The following is a 13,650-nucleotide window of genomic DNA, read 5'->3' as shown; positions in this document are numbered from 1 at the left end:
GAACGAGACGCGGCTTTTGGCACGTCAATCGTTCGACCTTTTTATATAACTTTACAATTATCTCCATTCATATTAACGGCTGTTTTACATTCCTTTGGTAAAATGGAAAAACGGGTTCTATGAAGGAGCTGGTTGTTCGATGAAGCGAGTGGAATTAAAAGAAGTTCGGAAATCATATGATCGCCGAATGGATATATTAAGTGGAATTGATATAACGATTGAACCGGGGGAATTTTTCGTTCTTGCCGGTCCTTCCGGCTGCGGAAAAAGCACAATCTTGCGAATAATCGCTGGATTAGAAAGTGTGACAAGCGGCGAGCTGCGCATTGGCGAAAAAAGAGCAACTCACTTGTTGCCAAGTCAGCGTAACGTATCAATGGTTTTTCAAAATGGTGTACTATACCCGCATTTAACAGTACAGCAAAATATAATGTTTGGGCTTCACGTGAAAAGGTTATCGAAAGCGGAGCAGAAACAGCGCTGCTTGGAAACCGCTGAAATACTTGGGCTGACTAAGTATTTAAAGCGTAAACCAAAAGAAATATCGAGCGGGCAACGCCAACGTGTCGCTCTAGCAAGAGCTATTGTAACGCACGCACCCATTTGTCTTATGGATGAACCGCTGTCGAATTTAGAAGCCACGCAGAGGGGGAAAATGTGCGCTGAAATCCGTCAAATTCAGCGAAAGCTCGGTATGACAGTGATCTATGTAACGAATGATCAAACCGAGGCGATGGCAATGGCTGATCGGCTGCTGATTTTAGACAATGGTGAAGTGCAACAAATTGGTCAGCCGTTTTATATGTATAATTATCCTGTGAATACATTTGTTGCTTCATTTATTGGTGAACCGCCGATGAACCTCATTGAAGCGGAAGTGAGCGGTTCGTCATTAATCGTTAATAGAAGGGTTGTTCCATTGCCGGATATGAGTGATTTGATTGGAAAACGGAAAAGGGTCATAGTTGGAGTTCGCCCAGAGAATATTCGTATCGCTAGACAGGATGAAAGCGGTTTTAACGTGATGATCGCTGATGTAAAAGTAAGAGGAACAGAAACGCTCATTACGTTTCATATGGGAAGCAGCGATCAATGGATTGCTCGCTTAGCAGGGCAATGGAATCTTGAAGCAGGCAACCTATTTTCAATCTATATTGAAAGTCAGCACGTATGTTTTTTTGACATAACTAGCAGCCAGCGTATTATTAGTCCTGCTGAAAAGCTTGCTAATTTCCGGGGAGATTTATCCAATGGGTATAGCCCTGCGCATGGAAATAGAGTGGCGGGGCTTGAGCAGGCAGTCTGGAGAGAGTAAATGTATTGTTTCCTAAAGGTCATTTTTTTTTATTTAGTGCCATCGCTTTTGTTATGTATGGTGTTTTTAATTTATCCATTGCTCCGGACGTTCTATTTAAGCAAGTATGTAACCAATGTGCAAGGAACACCTGCCACATTCGTCGATATTGAAAACTTTACGTATGTGCTCACATCACCGGCTTTTCTGACAAGTGCAAAAGCGCTTTTTTTAACCGTTCCGATCGGTGTCATTCTTGCGCTTTGTTTGGCACTTTTCACAAATTCAAAGCTGCAGGAAAATCGTTTTTTTCGCAAACTATTTTCATCGACAATAGGCATGAGTATCGCGGCATCCTTTATCATCTTGCTGTTTATATACAATACACCAATTAACATAATAAACTATATTTTAATAGCGATAGGTTATTTTGAGATTGATCCATCGACAGCGTTGCTTGTTGTTTCTAGTGTAACGATTTGGATGAATGCGGGGCTGTGCTTTATTATTTTGTTAGGCAGCTTACAAAAAATTGATTCACAGTTGTATGAAAGTGCAAGTATTGCTGGGGTAAGTGGTGCATATAAGTTATGGAAAATTATCATCCCGATGCTTTCACCGACACTATTTTACGTTATAACGGCAGCGTTTATTAATGCATTTCAAACGTTCAGTCAAATTAAGCTTTTGATAAAGGGCGGCCCGATCGAATCAACAAATGTTATCCATTATCCTTTTTATAAAGATGCATTCATCTATAATTTCGGTTTCGAAAGCGTACCGGCAGTCATTCTTTTTTTCTGCATTTTACTTATCACGATTGTGCAGTTTAAGTTCAATGAAAGAAAACTGCATTATTAGTGAGCATTCAAAAAAAGAAATCCCGTCAATTATTGGCGGGATTTCTTTTTATTATTCAGCTAGCTTATCGGCAAATGCTTTAACATACGGCGGCAGATCTGGCGGACGGCGGCTTGAGATAATGTGTCCGTCTGTAACAACTGGTTCATCGTGCCACGTTGAACCGGCATTTGTCATATCATCTTTAATGCCAGGTGTACTCGTCACGTTTACTCCGTCTAAAATATTCGCTGAAATCAATACCCATCCAGCGTGGCAAATTTGCCCAATCGGTTTTTTGGCGTCGTTCATGCTACGGACGAATTCAATTACTTCAGGATAACGTCGTAATTTATCAGGTGCCCAGCCGCCGGGAACGAGAATGGCGTCATATTCATCCGCTTGAACATCTGTAAAAGCATATTCGGATACAGCTGGAACCCCATATTTTCCAATATATTTTTTCCCGGCTTCTTTGCCGACTAGATGAACAGTTGCTCCTTCTTCCTGCAAACGTAAGATCGGATACCACAATTCCAAATCTTCAAATTCATCTTCTACAAGAGCAATGACTTTTTTGTCCGTTAAACGCATACAATCCCCTCCTAAAATCATTTACTTAAGTGTAACAGAGGTGTTGTCGAATCAAAAGGAATAACCTCACTATTTTGTTAGATAAATGGAACAAATATATTTCAGTAACGAAGGAGTGTTCAGCGATTATTCAATTTTGACGTTTAAGTTATCCATATGTTTTTTCCAGACGGTGCAGTTGTTTATCCAAAATAAAGTTGCCGAATGGAATAAAAGCCACGACAATGGCCAAAATAGGCCAAACAATGTTCCATCTTGTTTTCATTGTTACATAGGCAATGACGATGCAATATGTAACGAACAACGCACCGTGAATTGAACCAACGATGCGAACTGCTTCCGGAATGTCGAGCCCGTATTTTAACGGCATCGCAATAAAAAGCAGGACGAGCAGAGATATCCCTTCAAAATAACCCATAAATCGCAGCTTACCAATCGTCGTTTTAAGCATTGTTTCCTCCTGAGGAACCATTATTATTCTTTTAATATAACTGAAATGATGAAGAAACTCCTCTTTTTCGGCTGCCGTTCACGACATTGTCAAAAGATGATCAGTACCCTTTATGTATTCAATTGGATACAAATACCTTTTTAACTATCTGAAAACAGGGAATGATAAAAATAAAACAGATAAATGTTAAAGCTGGTGCCAATTATTCAAAAAGGGGAAGAAGCTATGCAAAAACGACCATATCCACCTGTTCAGTACGTCCTAAAGCGCCAACAGTCAATTGCTCAGCAGCCATTTGATCAAGAGTTCAGCAGCATTCCAGACCAGGCCTCTATTATGGAACCTGGATATGCTGGAACAGACCCTGCTGAGGTTCAACAAGAAATTGCCTCGGATGTTGCACGTGGTGTTGGAGCAATGACCTCCCGGGAAGCGGGTCACCTGCGATTCCGCTCCCGGCGCTAAGTAATCCGTTGAGAAAGGGCTCTCCCGTTCAATTACTCACTAAACAGGGAGAGCCCTCTTCTTGATCTTATAAAACCGCTCGTACGGGTTGAATGATGGTATTATGCAATTTAAATTACTTTAAATTACATATAAAAGATATTTTACTAATCAATAGATTACTTATTCTTATAGACAGGAAGACCGTGACAGTAGTAATATTACTATTTGTGTTTATGTTTATCATTAAAAAAAGATAGGTATTGATTGAATAATAAGTAGGTTCATTTTATTTTTTGGAAGGGTGATACAATTTTGTCGAAAAAAGAATCATTTTCATTTGTGATTGCAGTTGGTTTTATGCTGTTTGCTTTATTTTTTGGAGCAGGGAACTTAATTTTTCCAGTAATGCTTGGTCAATTAGCAGGCGATAACGCTTGGGCAGCTAATGCCGGATTCGTCGCGACTGGAGTAGGTCTTCCGTTACTTGGTGTATTAGCATTTGGTTTTTCAGGTAAAAGTGATTTACAGTCACTGGCTAGTCGAGCTCATCCTCTATTTGGCTTGATTTTTACGACAGTCCTTTATTTAGCGATCGGTCCGCTATTTGCTATACCGAGAACAGGAAGTGTTTCTTATGAAATAGGTGTGAAGCCTTTTTTAGGTGAAGATGCTGGCTTTCTTCCTTTATTAATATTCACCATTTTATTTTTCGGGATTACCTGTTACTTTTCGATGAAATCTTCAAAAATTGTAGACATTGTAGGGAAAATTTTAACTCCACTTTTATTAATTTTTATCGGAATACTTATTGTAACAGCAATCATTAATCCAATCGGGAATTTTAGTGCGCCTACTGAAAATTATATGGAACATTCATTTTTTAAAGGTTTTCAAGAGGGCTACTTAACAATGGATGCTCTTGCTTCTTTCGTTTTTGGAATCATTGTGATTAATGCAATTAAAGAAAAAGGGATTACAGACAAGAAACGAGTCATGATCACTTGTTTTAAGGCAGGATTAATCGCTGCAGGACTTTTAGCAATCATTTACACAGCTCTTACCTATATAGGTGCGGGAAGTGTGGAAAAGTTAGGCTATTTAGAAAACGGCGGAGTAGTTTTAGCAGGTGTATCCAATTATTACTTTGGTCCCTCCGGCAGAATATTACTCGGCTTAATTGTGATTGCTGCTTGTTTAACAACGAGTATCGGTTTAATCACGGCCAGTGCTTCCTTTTTCCATAAATTGATTCCTCAAATTTCTTATAATAAATTAACGATCTATTTGTCTATATTTAGCACGATCTTTGCTAATATTGGCTTAATGAAATTAATTAGCATTTCTGTTCCCGTATTAGTAGCTATTTATCCGTTAGCTATTTGTTTAATGTTTTTAACATTCATTCACACATTGTTTAAAGGAAAATCAGAAGTTTATCTTGGTAGCCTCTTATTAACTTTCATTGTCAGTTTCTTTGACGGGTTAAACGCAGCCGGAATAGAAATTCAAGCAATTAATGAGTTATTTACAGCTATTCTTCCTTTACAAGCAGTGGGATTAGGCTGGATCTTTCCGGCCATCGTGGGAGGTATAATCGGGTATTTGTTTAGCGGGATAAGCAAAAAAAAGACAGTCTTCTAATTGAGCAAGGGACTGACTTTGATAAGTGACAACATTCATCCGTGAGAGGTGTACAGTTCCTTAACCGGTGGATGTTAAACGTACAATAAATCAAGAAAAGCCTGAAGAACAGATAAACGTTTCTTCAGGCTCTTTTTTGAACTTATAAAAATCGTCTTCGTACGTCCGGTGACGGCAGCATACAGTGATCTTCTTTTTTGCCGAACCATTTGTAACGATTTCGGGCAATAAAGTCATAAAAGGCGTTTCGAATTGGAGCCGGGAGGATTAGAAACGCATACAATAGCTTCCATCCACCGCTTAAATGTTTGCAAATGTGCAGAGCCGCTGATGACTTGAAATATGCTTTTCCATCCTCAATCAGCATAATGCTGTCCATATCAGCTGGTACATCATACTTTATCAACAATTCCTGACCGACATCGCTTTGCAGCGATGCGAAGTTAAAGTAGCCTTTCGAATCACGCTTTATAATAAACTGTACACTGGAATCACAAAAGTTACATTCTCCGTCAAATAGTACAATGGCACTCATTTATTATGGCCTCCTCTTCACAAGAGTATCTTCTTACTTAAGTTAACCGCTTTTGTACAGTTTGAAACAAAATTGTTATTTGTAATAGACTGTATATAAGAAAATAGCGTTCAGCTATAAAGGAAAGGCTGAACGCTATTTTTTATTTTTTCTCAAAAAGACAAAAGCCCCCGCCGATAGTAACAAAAGCCCGGTCAAAAGCAAGCCTCCTGCTGGAGAAAGCGAAAGGATACCTACTGCAGTCGAGCCCGCAACGACACCTAAAGAGAAAAATGCGTAAAAATAGCCGTATGCTTTGCCACGATGCTCCGGTTCAACTGCGCCGACTAATAATGAATTAATTGAAGGAAATAAAAAGGCAAAACCGACACCGTATAAGCCCATTAGTGCATAAAGAAAAGCGATGCTTTCACTTTGACTGATAAGAAGCAAGCTTGCTCCCATCGTCGCAATGCCAAATGAAAATGTTGATTCGGGCCTTAATCGGTCAAAGAGTGAGTTGATCGGCAAAAGAAACACAAGAATCGCTACAATGCCAAATGTACTTAAAAGAAGGCCGCTTGTTTGTGTGTCATGCCCGAGATGGATGACTTTAAGCGGCAGCATGTAAGCAAGCACCCCTTGCGAAAACATAAGCAAAAATGCGCCCGTAAACGATTTTAACACATCCGTGTTTTGGAAAAGGGTCTGTGCCATTTTTTCTTTTTCTTGATCGTGTGGCAGAGCAAGCGTAACCGGTTTGCGCAAAAAGAAAAGAGCGAGTATACCTAAAAGAAGCATGGCGCAGGCTGTGATACTCAGCACCGTTGTCTCACTCGTTCGACTGGCTACGATGCCGCTGAATGCAGGTCCAATAATGGCAGCAAGACCGACAAAAGCCCCTGAGATTGCAGCGCCTTTCCCTTTTTCTTCTTTTGCAGTTACATTAGCCAAATAGGTAAATGCTGCGGGTGTAATAAAACCTGCCAGCAAACCGTGCACAAAGCGAATCGCTAGAAGTGACCAAGCATTCTCCACTGTCTGATAAAACAAAAGAGCGGTTCCCGTTGCTAAAAGCCCCGTTACTAGAACAAGAAACGGTCCTTTTTTATCCGTTAAAAAACCAGATAATAAATTTCCAATTGTGTTGGAGAAGGAGTACATCCCGACGACAAGCCCAGTTAAAAAAGGAGTTGCACCAATTGATTCCGCAAAAGGACTCATAATCGGCAGCTGGGTGAATAAATCAAAAAATGAAAAAAAGACAATGAGATAGACGAATTTGTGCATAAACATAGCCGCCTTTATATAAAATGATATAAAACTATCATCTGTTACATAATGAGCAAGTGTCAACTAATTTCATAGAATTCAGTGAATTTAGTTTGTTTATCGACGAGATTCAAGTAAACTATGTGAAAAATGACCGGATGATAAAGTGAAATGTCATTCAGTGGGGGTTTAGGCCCATAGGATGTGGGTCATGCAGACGTTGTCACAGGACGTGACGGTTTTAGTCTGCGCTCTGCTTCCCCATTGAATAAAGAGGAACTCAGGTAAGAGCGCCGAGTCCTCGAGGCAATACCTGAGTGACTAGGCTCAGCCTGACCCGTTAATGCGGGATAAAAAGGAAAGAGGGATGAATATGAAGCAATCACTTAAAACGCTTATCCATACAGCACAGCACCCGGAAGAAGCAGATCTTATTGTTCAAAATGGCAAAGTTGTCGATGTGTTTTCTCTTGAAACATTTGATGCAGATGTTGCTATTAAAGACGGATACATTGTCGGCATTGGTACATATAAAAAAGGAAAAAAGATGATTGATGCAGCAGGCAAGTATGTTATGCCGGGCTTTATCGACGGACATATTCATATTGAATCGACGATGGTGACGCCGACAGAATTTTCACGGGCACTATTAAGACACGGTGTGACTACAGTCGTAACAGATCCGCATGAAATTGCCAATGTAGCAGGAACGAAAGGCATTCAATATATGCTGGACGATGCAGAAAATGCGGAGATTGATATTATGATAAAACTGCCATCTTGTGTACCAGCGACACCATTTGAGCAAAATGGAGCCACATTGACGGTGAATAATTTACGCCCGTTTCTTAACCATCATAACGTGATCGGATTGGCAGAAGTAATGGACTATCCGTCCGTGTTGAAAGCAGAGGATAGAATGATAGACAAAATCATAATGGCGATTGATCATAATCTGACAGTGGATGGACATGCGGCGGGTTTGTCAGATGAGGCGCTAAATGTATACAGTACAGCGTCGATCCGCAATGATCATGAAGCAGTGACGGCCATTGAAGCAAAGTCCCGTGTGAGAAGAGGCATTCATGTCCTTGTGAGGGAAGGGTCTGCAGCAAAAGACTTGCTGGCTATTTTACCGAGTATTAACGAGAGAAACAGCACGCGGTTTTCATTTTGTACAGATGATAAGCATCTGGATGAGCTAGTGGAAGAAGGAACAGTCAACTATGCGGCACGGCTCGCGATTAAGCACGGGCTAGATCCGCTTATTGCGATTCAAATGGCGACGATCAATAATGCAGTCTGTCATCAGCTGACTGATAAAGGAGCCGTGGCACCGGGCTATGCGGCAGATTTGCTGATTGTGGAAGATATAAAGGAATTGCGTCCAACGGTCATTTTAAAAGGTGGAAAGGTCGTTGATGCAAATACGCGGCAGACGAAGCGGGCAGCGATTCCGGCTTCGGTTAAGCAATCAATCAACATGAAAAAGGTAGATAAAAAGTCGTTGCGAATTCCACTTCAAGAAGGACAAAAAGCGAGGATTATTGAAGTATTGCCAGGGAAATTAATCACGAATAAGATAGTTGAAAAGGTAAAGGTAAACAATGGCTTTTTTGAAGCTGAAGCGAAACGGGATCAGCTGAAAATCGCGGTGTGCGAACGGCATCATGCGACGGGCAGTGTCGGCGTGGGAATAGTGAAAGGATTGAGTTTGAAAAGTGGTGCGATTGCTTCAACGGTTGCACATGATTCTCATAACCTTGTTGTCGCAGGTACAAATGATGAGGATATGCTCATAGCCATTGAAGCAATTGAACAGATGCAAGGGGGTCTCATTGTTGTGGATCAGGGGAAAGTACTGGCTGCCGTTCCACTTCGTGTCGGCGGCATTATGTCGGAAAAGCCTTACGAAGAAGTCGTTAAGGAATTGCATCATTTGAATGAACAGCTTTACGTTGTGGCAGAAGGATCACAAAATATTTTTATGATTTTATCGTTTTTATGCTTGCCGGTCATCCCGCATGTAAAGCTGACGGATAAAGGATTGTTTGATGTTGACTCGTTTGAGCATATTGATGTGGGATGTGAAGGTTAGTGGATAGAAAAAGTAGAAAAACAGAAGATGGTTTAACCCCATTCACTATGGAAGTCGTACGGATTTTAAAAGAAATTCCTCCAGGATACGTCGTCACGTACGGACAAGTTGCACGAATGGCAGGCAGTCCACGTGCTGCCCGTCAAGTTGTCCGTATTTTGCATTCAATGAGTCAGAAATACGGTTTGCCGTGGCATCGAGTTGTCAATGCAAAAGGGGAAATCGCTGTTCCAAACGATGATTCACGTGAAAAGCAAAGGATGCTGCTTAAAGCGGAAAGTGTATCATTTACAAAGGATGGACGCGTGGATTTGGCACAGTTTGAGAAATAGGTTCCTTTGCGTGACGGTTACAGCGCTAAAGCTAATAATTGGAAGCTCTCACCTTAAAGTGAGAGCTTTTTTAATCTTTATCCTATTTAATACGTCAATTTATACAAGAAAAAGAAAATGAAGCGTATATTATATAAACTTCACAGATGGGAGGATGGTGAGTATAGAAAAAAAAATCAATAGCTCGTATAGAGAAAAAGTAAGAATACTCGCAGCAGAGTTTGATAAAACAGCCATCGAACGCGATGAACGAGGCGGGACGGCAAAAAAAGAGCGTGATCTTATTCGTGAAAGCGGGCTTTTGGCTCTTATCATCCCGGCTGAGTTCGGGGGTTGCGGTGAAAACTGGAAAACCATTTTTCAGATTATCCATGAATTTGCCCGGGTAGACGGATCAATTGCACATATATTTGGCTATCACTTTTTATCACTTGTATCTACACAGTTATTCGGTTCCGAGCGGCAGAAAGAATTCCTTTATAAAGAAACGGCAGAAAAAAACTTGTTTTGGGGAAATGCATACAACCCTCGTGACGGTCGTTTAATGATCAAACAGGCAGATCATGAATGGCTGCTTCAAGGGGAAAAAAGTTTTTGTTCAGGCGCAACAGATTCCGACCGACTTCTTATTTCTGCTAAGAATATCGAAAGCAATCAGACTGTTTTGGCTGTCATTCCAACGAGCAGGAAAGGCGTTGCTGCAGAAAGTGATTGGGATGGGTTTGGCCAACGTCAAACGGACAGTGGGACCGTCCGCTTTCAAAATGTTCAATTGAAAGAGAGGGAGATTCTTAAACATTATCTTCAGTTTCCAGACAGTGTATTCCCAACAATACGTACACATATCGCTCAAATGATTCTTGTTCACGTTCTGCTTGGAATGGCAGAAGGGGCATTGGAAGAAGCGAAACAATATACGAAACATAGCAGTCGCGCATGGCTTACATCCGATACCGTTGAAGCTGCCCGCGATCCATATACAATGCGCCAATATGGTGATTTATATGTACAGTTGAAGGCATCGGCTGCTCTTGCTGAAAAAGCAGGTGATGTCTTGCAGGCTGCGTGGGAGAAGGAATGGTCTTTGACGGAACAGGAACGCGGAGAATGCAGTATTGCGATCGCAACGGCAAAAGTCATGACAGCAAGGACGGCTTTAGAAGTAACGAACCGGATCTTTGATGTAATGGGCGCAAAGTCGGTATCGGTAAAATATCGATTTGACCGCTACTGGAGAAATATTCGAACACTTACATTGCATGATCCGATTGAATACAAATTACGTGATATTGGGAACTTTATTTTAAACGATCAGCTGCCTGAAATTACACCGTATTCATAAAAATAGTGAACGTTTGGAAGGGTGTTATGGATCATGGAAGTATTTTGGTTTATTCCTACCAATGGAGATGGCCGTTATTTAGGCAGCGGAGAGGGTGCAAGGGCTGCAAGCTATGCGTATTGCAAGCAAATTGCGCAGGCGGTTGATGAATTGGGATACGGTGGTGTATTGATTCCAACCGGGAAATCATGTGAAGATGCTTGGATTGTTGCTTCAACGCTTGTTCCTGTTACAAAAAGCGTAAAATTTCTCGTGGCGGTAAGACCGGGGCTAATGTCACCAGCTGTGGCTGCCCGCATGGCGTCGACGCTTGACCGTTTTTCTCAGGGAAGACTGCTTATGAATGTTGTAGCAGGCGGAGATCCAGTTGAATTGGCCGGAGAAGGCTTGTTTTTAAACCATGATGAACGATATGAACTAACAGATGAATTTTTAAATGTGTGGCGAAAACTGCTACAAGAGGAAGTGGTTACTTTTGAGGGAGAACACATTCAAATTGAAAAAGGCACCGTCCTTTATCCGCCTGTCCAAAATCCATATCCGCCGCTTTATTTTGGCGGTTCGTCTCCCGCAGCAATGAAAATAGCTGCCGATCACATTGATGTTTATTTAACGTGGGGGGAGCCGCCAGACCAGGTAAAAGAAAAAATAACAAAGGTAAGAAACCTTGCAAAACAAACGGGTAAAAAAATAAAATTCGGCATCCGTCTTCATGTTATCGTGAGAGAAACAGGAGAAGCCGCCTGGGAAGCAGCGGAAGAGTTAATCAAACATGTTGATGATGAAGCCATTGCCTCTGCCAGAAAAGTATTTGCCCGAATGGACTCTGAAGGACAAAAAAGAATGAGCCAGCTTCATAACGGAGATCGATCTAAGTTAGAAATCAGTCCGAATTTGTGGGCAGGTGTTGGACTTGTTCGAGGAGGGGCAGGTACAGCCCTTGTCGGCGATCCGGATACAGTAGCCGCACGAATGAAAGAGTATGCAGACCTAGGTATTGACACATTTATATTGTCAGGCTATCCCCATCTCGAAGAAGCGTACCGGACAGCAGAACTTCTTTTTCCGAAACTGCCCTTAAATAAAAAGAACGATCCAAATGAGCGAACTTACATGAGTCCGTTTGGAGAAATGAGTGTAAAAAAACAAACGTAATGCAAAGAAGATTATAGTTAAATTGAAACAGCTAAGAAAGCCGGAAATGATCGAAATCACCGAAATAACTTCTGCTATCCTCTAGTGTTTTGAACCTTTACCCAATATATAATTTTTCATACACGATCAGAGCAGTTACTGGAAACACAATCCTTTAGTTGGAGCAGCACATGTTTTTAAAGAGTCGAATGGACACTACTGAACAAATAATCATACTTTAATGAAAGCATATTCAAGCAGATAGAATGCTCTTTCTTAGTCCTTTTGGTGAAATGGCGGCGATTGAAAACGAAGAGAAGAACCGCCAAAATTACATGAAAGAGGGAGAAATATGAAAAAAAAGAATGGAAATGACCCAACCGGTTTTTTGCAAACGGCTGTCTTACTAGCCAAAGAATTTGCAAAGGACGCAGCAGAACGCGATAAGATCGGCGGCACGGCTAAAAAACAACGGGATGCTTTACGGGAAAGTGGATTGCTCACGATTTTAATTCCTGCTGAGTATGGCGGCGAAGGCCAGCCTTGGTCTGTCGTTCTTCGAATCGTTCGAGAGTTGGCCAAAGCGGATGCTGCTCTTGCTCATTTATATGGCTATCATTTCTTACATTTGACCAATCCCCATGTCGAAGGCTCAGAAAAACAGAAAACATATTATTATACAGAATCAGCCAAAAACAATTGGTTTTGGGGAAATTCCTATAATCCAATCGAGCCTACTTTAGTGGGAAGAAAGAAGGGCGATCAATTTATTATCAATGGCTACAATACGTTTAGCACAGGCGCTCAGGATTCCGATCGATTGTTAATTTCATGGGTGGAGGATCCTGGCGATAAAATTGCGTATGTAGGCGTTATCCCAACGAATCGGGCAGGCATAACAGTAAATGATGACTGGGATGGAATGGGTCAAAGGCAAACAGACAGTGGCTCTGTCACCTTTGAAAATGTAGTAGTAGAAGCAGACGAAATTTTTGATGACACGGAATCAAACAAGGTGCCGTTCACTACATTTGATGCGATTATCTCACAAATTGTTTTAGCGAATGTATTTGTTGGAAGTGCAGAGGGAGCATTAGCAGAAGCACGCGAATATACATTAAAGAAATCACGGCCTTGGTTTATGTCTGATTATGAAAAAGCCATTGACGATCCTTATATTCAACGAAGATACGGTGACTTTTGGATCGATGTGCAGGCAGCAATTCAATTAGTAGAACATGCGGGGAAAAAGGTGGATGAAGCTTGGGCGAAAGACAGGAAATTAACGGAAGAAGAACGTGGGGAAACCGTCATTTTTACAGGCGCAGCCAATGCGTTTGGAACAAAGGTGGCTCTTGATCTTACAAGCAGTATGTTTGAGGTTATGGGAGCGCGGTCTGCGACAAGAAAAAATAATTTTGATCGTTTTTGGCGAAATGTACGGACTCATTCTCTCCACAATCCAATAGAATATAAACGAAAAAATATTGGACATTGGGTATTAACCGGGGAGTATCCAATACCGAGTGGTTATTCTTAATCCTGAGGCTCAGCTGTAGAATGTTGTTGATGTTGGGCCCACGTTAGCTCTAGCTCTATGAAACGTTTAGAGGAACCTGCTCCTACGTTTCATAGAGCTAGAGCAGTCTTTCAGCGAAGGCTAAAAGGCGTAAAGGAACCGTGGTCCCCCG

Annotated in this window: 13 protein-coding genes; 9 read left to right on the top strand and 4 right to left on the bottom strand. The window is 41.4% G+C overall.

Annotated elements, in window-relative coordinates; translation table 11 throughout:
* The first annotated feature begins 139 nt into the window (after positions 1-139).
* Together ACZYRN_RS14215 and ACZYRN_RS14210 are read left to right on the top strand one after the other, a co-directional pair.
* Positions 140-1,315 carry an ABC transporter ATP-binding protein gene (locus ACZYRN_RS14215; protein ID WP_488912257.1) on the top strand — a complete coding sequence of 392 codons (1,176 nt, stop codon included), beginning with the start codon at positions 140-142 and terminating at the stop codon, positions 1,313-1,315.
* Entirely contained in the window at positions 1,316-2,155 is an 840-nt protein-coding gene (locus tag ACZYRN_RS14210) for a carbohydrate ABC transporter permease (protein ID WP_488912256.1), read from the top strand. It abuts the gene before it with no gap.
* Positions 2,156-2,206: 51 nt separating this feature from the next.
* Here ACZYRN_RS14210 and ACZYRN_RS14205 read toward each other — a convergent pair whose 3' ends face one another.
* On the bottom strand, positions 2,207-2,728 hold the full coding sequence (locus ACZYRN_RS14205; RefSeq protein ID WP_488912255.1) for a type 1 glutamine amidotransferase domain-containing protein: 522 nt from the start codon (positions 2,726-2,728) through the stop codon (positions 2,207-2,209).
* A 148-nt stretch (positions 2,729-2,876) separates the two neighbouring features.
* The gene (locus ACZYRN_RS14200; RefSeq protein ID WP_488912254.1) at positions 2,877-3,179 is read right to left on the bottom strand and encodes a DUF3817 domain-containing protein; all 303 of its coding nucleotides are present in this window, start codon (positions 3,177-3,179) and stop codon (positions 2,877-2,879) included.
* 225 nt (positions 3,180-3,404) lie between these two features.
* Between ACZYRN_RS14200 and ACZYRN_RS14195 the strand changes: the two genes are divergently transcribed.
* Positions 3,405-3,644 carry a hypothetical protein gene (locus ACZYRN_RS14195; RefSeq protein WP_488912253.1) on the top strand — a complete coding sequence of 80 codons (240 nt, stop codon included), beginning with the start codon at positions 3,405-3,407 and terminating at the stop codon, positions 3,642-3,644.
* Positions 3,645-3,938: 294 nt separating this feature from the next.
* Positions 3,939-5,267: a branched-chain amino acid transport system II carrier protein gene (gene brnQ / locus ACZYRN_RS14190; RefSeq protein ID WP_488912252.1), complete on the top strand. Its 1,329-nt coding sequence runs from the start codon at positions 3,939-3,941 to the stop codon at positions 5,265-5,267.
* Between the two features lie 142 nt (positions 5,268-5,409).
* Here the strand turns inward: brnQ and ACZYRN_RS14185 are convergent, their stop codons facing one another.
* Together ACZYRN_RS14185 and ACZYRN_RS14180 are read right to left on the bottom strand one after the other, a co-directional pair.
* Positions 5,410-5,802 carry a thiol-disulfide oxidoreductase DCC family protein gene (locus ACZYRN_RS14185; RefSeq protein WP_488912250.1) on the bottom strand — a complete coding sequence of 131 codons (393 nt, stop codon included), beginning with the start codon at positions 5,800-5,802 and terminating at the stop codon, positions 5,410-5,412.
* 135 nt (positions 5,803-5,937) lie between these two features.
* Complete coding sequence (locus ACZYRN_RS14180) at positions 5,938-7,071, bottom strand: MFS transporter (protein ID WP_488912249.1); 1,134 nt, start codon at positions 7,069-7,071, stop codon at positions 5,938-5,940.
* 355 nt (positions 7,072-7,426) lie between these two features.
* On the opposite strand from ACZYRN_RS14180, the gene ade reads away from it, so the two are divergent.
* The 5 genes from ade to ACZYRN_RS14155 all read left to right on the top strand — a co-directional run bounded on the left by ade (position 7,427) and on the right by ACZYRN_RS14155 (position 13,499).
* Positions 7,427-9,151 (top strand): adenine deaminase, encoded by a 1,725-nt coding sequence (ade, locus tag ACZYRN_RS14175; protein ID WP_488912248.1) that lies wholly within the window; start codon positions 7,427-7,429, stop codon positions 9,149-9,151.
* A gap of 47 nt (positions 9,152-9,198) precedes the next feature.
* Complete coding sequence (locus ACZYRN_RS14170; RefSeq protein ID WP_488912317.1) at positions 9,199-9,483, top strand: MGMT family protein; 285 nt, start codon at positions 9,199-9,201, stop codon at positions 9,481-9,483.
* A gap of 157 nt (positions 9,484-9,640) precedes the next feature.
* On the top strand, positions 9,641-10,825 hold the full coding sequence (locus tag ACZYRN_RS14165) for an acyl-CoA dehydrogenase family protein (RefSeq protein ID WP_488912247.1): 1,185 nt from the start codon (positions 9,641-9,643) through the stop codon (positions 10,823-10,825).
* 33 nt (positions 10,826-10,858) lie between these two features.
* Positions 10,859-11,980 (top strand): FMNH2-dependent alkanesulfonate monooxygenase, encoded by a 1,122-nt coding sequence (ssuD, locus tag ACZYRN_RS14160; protein WP_488912246.1) that lies wholly within the window; start codon positions 10,859-10,861, stop codon positions 11,978-11,980.
* A gap of 331 nt (positions 11,981-12,311) precedes the next feature.
* Positions 12,312-13,499, top strand: a complete 1,188-nt coding sequence (locus ACZYRN_RS14155) for an acyl-CoA dehydrogenase family protein (protein WP_488912245.1) — start codon at positions 12,312-12,314, stop codon at positions 13,497-13,499.
* Positions 13,500-13,650 lie beyond the last annotated feature (151 nt).

The sequence above is a fragment of the Domibacillus sp. F004 genome (assembly GCF_057814295.1).
This window is presented reverse-complemented; position numbering and strand designations above follow the sequence as displayed.

Bases quoted from the DNA above. Each gene is read 5' to 3' on its own strand.
- ACZYRN_RS14210 (WP_488912256.1), top strand. From the start codon at position 1,316: ATGTATTGTTTCCTAAAGGTCATTTTTTTTTATTTAGTGCCATCGCTT.
- ACZYRN_RS14180 (WP_488912249.1), bottom strand. From the start codon at position 7,071: ATGCACAAATTCGTCTATCTCATTGTCTTTTTTTCATTTTTTGATTTA.
- ACZYRN_RS14185 (WP_488912250.1), bottom strand. From the start codon at position 5,802: ATGAGTGCCATTGTACTATTTGACGGAGAATGTAACTTTTGTGATTCC.
- ade (WP_488912248.1), top strand. From the start codon at position 7,427: ATGAAGCAATCACTTAAAACGCTTATCCATACAGCACAGCACCCGGAA.
- ACZYRN_RS14195 (WP_488912253.1), top strand. From the start codon at position 3,405: ATGCAAAAACGACCATATCCACCTGTTCAGTACGTCCTAAAGCGCCAA.
- ACZYRN_RS14205 (WP_488912255.1), bottom strand. From the start codon at position 2,728: ATGCGTTTAACGGACAAAAAAGTCATTGCTCTTGTAGAAGATGAATTT.
- ACZYRN_RS14155 (WP_488912245.1), top strand. From the start codon at position 12,312: ATGAAAAAAAAGAATGGAAATGACCCAACCGGTTTTTTGCAAACGGCT.
- ssuD (WP_488912246.1), top strand. From the start codon at position 10,859: ATGGAAGTATTTTGGTTTATTCCTACCAATGGAGATGGCCGTTATTTA.
- ACZYRN_RS14200 (WP_488912254.1), bottom strand. From the start codon at position 3,179: ATGCTTAAAACGACGATTGGTAAGCTGCGATTTATGGGTTATTTTGAA.
- ACZYRN_RS14170 (WP_488912317.1), top strand. From the start codon at position 9,199: ATGGAAGTCGTACGGATTTTAAAAGAAATTCCTCCAGGATACGTCGTC.
- ACZYRN_RS14215 (WP_488912257.1), top strand. From the start codon at position 140: ATGAAGCGAGTGGAATTAAAAGAAGTTCGGAAATCATATGATCGCCGA.